Consider the following 3066-nt stretch of genomic DNA (forward strand, 5'->3'; position numbering starts at 1 on the left):
TTCGGCGCGATCGAGGCGTTGACCAGGATGCGGTTGGCGGTGCGCACATCCGCTGGAGCCGCGCAGTAAGTGTTGGCGGCGTAGCTCAGGGCCTGGACAGCGCAGCCCTGGAGCAGGACGACGGCCAGCAGAATGGCTTTCTTCATGCCACCTCCTCCATTGCCTGGGCATACAGAGCATCCCAGGTCTGCCGGTGCGGCTTGCCTGGGCGCCAAGTGCGTAGGTACAAGGCCCATGCCCGCTGAACCTCACCCACCGCAGGCAGCGGCGCAGGATCGGTCCACAGCAGAAGCCGGGCGAACGCGGCAGCAAGCACATCGTCGTGCTCCAGCGCGGCATAGACAGCGGCGTCGGTCACCGGCACGCCCCTGGCCTGGCATACGGAGCGCGCCAGGGCTTGGGTGCTGGAGTGCTCGAGCACGCCACGGACACCGCCACCCTTTTCGAACTGCCAGAGGCCTCGGGCCGGACCGCCGATCTGCCGACGATGGATCAGTCGGCTTTCCTGTAGCCCGATGCTCAGCAGCATCTGCTCAGCACGCCGGCCCGACATTTTCGCAGGCAGCAGTTTGAGCGCCGGGGCAATTGCCGAGGCGCGGATTTGTTGCAGCATGGGTTTCTCCAAACGAAAAAGCCCGCGCTAGGCGGGCCGTGAAATAGATGCGCTATGATCTGCCCATCACAGAGAGAGTGGCCTGATGAAGAAGCTATGGATGGGTGTAGCGCTTACGGTAGCGCTGAGCGGGTGCGGGACTGTGCGAACAGTGTCGAGCGAGTCAAAGGCTGCGGATGACCTGGCGAAATGGCAGACCGATTGCCACACCATTCCTCGGGTGTATAGCGGCGCTGCGTATCAGTTTTGCAATTTGAGTGGGCCGCAAAGAGCGGGGGCTCACTGGGCGCCATTCCCGATCCTGATCGACATGGCGGCGTCAGGTATTGCCGATACAGTCATCCTTCCGTACACCGGCTATCAGCAATACAAGTTCGGCAATATACCAATCCGGAGGCTTCAGTATTGATCCGCAGGCGCTGATATAGGTCTGGTCGGTCGGGGATGGTTGCGTCAGGTCGAGGCTGTTACGGCCACCCTTGCTCCAGCATCTCGACGGTGATCAAGCCGTCAGCCGCGGCACTCAGCAACTCCGCCTCCCGGTCGAAGCAGGCCTGCACGTGTGCGCGCACTGCGGTGGCCAGCGCGATGACCTGGTCGCCCGTCAGCTCAACGAAACCTGACGCCGTCTTCCACTTGATGCGGTAGTCAGGATCGAGCGAGGCAGCGAATGCAGCACCGGTCAGCAGAGACTGGCTGTCGCGCTCGGTGTTGACCGTCAGGCCCTCGACGACTGCGCCACCGGTTTCTGCCTGGAATCTGCGATCAGCGATGCGTTGCGCCCAGGTCGCTGCGAGAGCAGTCTTTTCCTCATCGCTCAGCGGAGCCTGCTCATGCGTGACGATGACCACCTGGCGCTCGAGGTCCGGGGTCAGAATCTCAGTGCCCCACTTCATGCCGGCGGCCAGGTCTCCATCGGCGCTTTCCTCTGGCCACCACGCGCAGTCCTGTACGCCCAACTGGGGATCAGTCCACGACAGGTCGGCCAGGGATTCTGGTGCCAAGCCGAAGAGGAAGTCGGGAATTGGTTCGCGCGTTGCGATGCCGTTTTGGACTTTGATCATTTAGCGAACCTTTATGTAAGTTATTTTATTACTATCGAGGGTTTTTATGTTCGGTAGGTTAAAAATTATAGGAGAGACAAGATCGATTCTAGAGGCGGATGCGGTTGTGGTCGCAATGGCTATTAACACGCCATCCCCAACCGCCGCATCGGTGTATGACAATACGGTAATTGGGCGCGAAACCCATGTTTTGCCATCTGGTGAAGTTTGAGAATTCGCCGTCGATGAGTTGAACGTTAAAAAATCTCCCATCCCATAGGCTATAACTGTACGACTGAAGCTAATGGCGCCCGGGTTAGTCCAAGTAACGCCGTCCGTAGAAGTAACAATGGCATTGCCGCTCCCGACCATCACAAATAGGTCGTTGCCGAATGCAATTGATTGCCAAGTGGTTGTGGATGGTAATGTGCGAGATGTCCAAGTTAGCCCATCAGGGGACGTATACACACTGGCTGTCGATACGCCGCTTCCAGGGGTGGCAACAAAAAGCCCCGCACCATAGGCAACTTTAAATGTGACTGCTGAAACTCCAGAAGCCCCGCCCGCAGTCCAGTTGATGCCGTCCATAGAGTGGGCGGTAGCCTGGCCTGAGCCTAACGCGATGAATCTACCGCCACCGTATGCAACGGCTGACCAGTTGGACGAAACTGGTAATGTACGCTGCGTCCATGTCGCCCCATCAGGCGAGGTCGCACAATACGCCACCGGGCCTGTCGCAACAGCCACGAATAGGCCATTTCCATACGTGACAGACTGCCACTGAGTAGCCACCGGCAGGTTACCACCCGCAGACCATGTAAGCCCTTTATCGAAAGACAGGGACGAAAGGCCGTTTTGACTAATCGCAACGAAGATACCGTTCCCGTAGGCCAGGCTCTTCCACGTGCTTGACGCTGACAACGTGACTAAGGAGAAACCGGAAGTGTAATCCGCGGGGGTGTATGCTTCACCCAAAAGAGAAAATAATTTCGGATATATGGCTTTTAACAACTGACGCCCATCTGCCGGTAAGTAATTGCCGCCAGGATCGTTGCCCTGCGCCCGAATTACCCCGACCGAGCCGTCTACGCCGCCAGAGCGAGCCAAACCCAACGGATTCCCGAGCGGGTTGCCCAACGGATTACCAAGGCTCATCAGTAGTCACCCCCTTCGGACCGGAATTGAATGCCAGCAGCCAGCGCCACCTGGGAACCCACGTAGAGTTGCTCGCCCGCCTGAAGACGCAAAGGCGTATCTTGGCTGATGTTTCCGAAGCTTGTTTCGGGGATGGCCGTGGTTGCCGCCAGGGTGTAAGCCGCCATCAGCTCAGAGTCGATGAGCTGAAATATGGCCCCCGCGTCCTTGCTGCTGTAGAGCAGAAGCGACGAGGCGGTGACAGTGGCGCGCGGC

At 58.8% G+C, this 3066-nt stretch carries 5 protein-coding genes; 1 reads left to right on the plus strand and 4 read right to left on the minus strand.

What is annotated here, in order from left to right:
* Nucleotides 1-142: 142 nt before the first annotated feature.
* On the minus strand, nucleotides 143-613 hold the full coding sequence (locus tag BLX42_RS18385; RefSeq protein ID WP_161872340.1) for a hypothetical protein: 471 nt from the start codon (nucleotides 611-613) through the stop codon (nucleotides 143-145).
* Nucleotides 614-713: 100 nt separating this feature from the next.
* Here BLX42_RS18385 and BLX42_RS18390 point away from each other — a divergent pair, with 100 nt between their 5' ends.
* Nucleotides 714-1022: a YceK/YidQ family lipoprotein gene (locus BLX42_RS18390; RefSeq protein WP_256672036.1), complete on the plus strand. Its 309-nt coding sequence runs from the start codon at nucleotides 714-716 to the stop codon at nucleotides 1020-1022.
* Nucleotides 1023-1080: 58 nt separating this feature from the next.
* On the opposite strand, the gene BLX42_RS18395 is transcribed toward BLX42_RS18390, so the two are convergent.
* From BLX42_RS18395 to BLX42_RS18405, 3 genes are all read right to left on the minus strand, one after another.
* Nucleotides 1081-1677 (minus strand): DUF4376 domain-containing protein, encoded by a 597-nt coding sequence (locus BLX42_RS18395; RefSeq protein ID WP_256672035.1) that lies wholly within the window; start codon nucleotides 1675-1677, stop codon nucleotides 1081-1083.
* Entirely contained in the window at nucleotides 1678-2811 is a 1134-nt protein-coding gene (locus BLX42_RS18400) for a hypothetical protein (RefSeq protein WP_161872342.1), read from the minus strand.
* Nucleotides 2811-3066, minus strand: a 256-nt coding sequence (locus BLX42_RS18405; RefSeq protein ID WP_218580319.1) for a hypothetical protein, incomplete at its 5' end; no start/stop codon positions are given. The genes BLX42_RS18400 and BLX42_RS18405, both read right to left, overlap by 1 nt.

It is taken from the genome of Pseudomonas sp. SG-MS2 (assembly GCF_009933855.1).
Lineage (GTDB): Bacteria > Pseudomonadota > Gammaproteobacteria > Pseudomonadales > Pseudomonadaceae > Aquipseudomonas > Aquipseudomonas putida_E.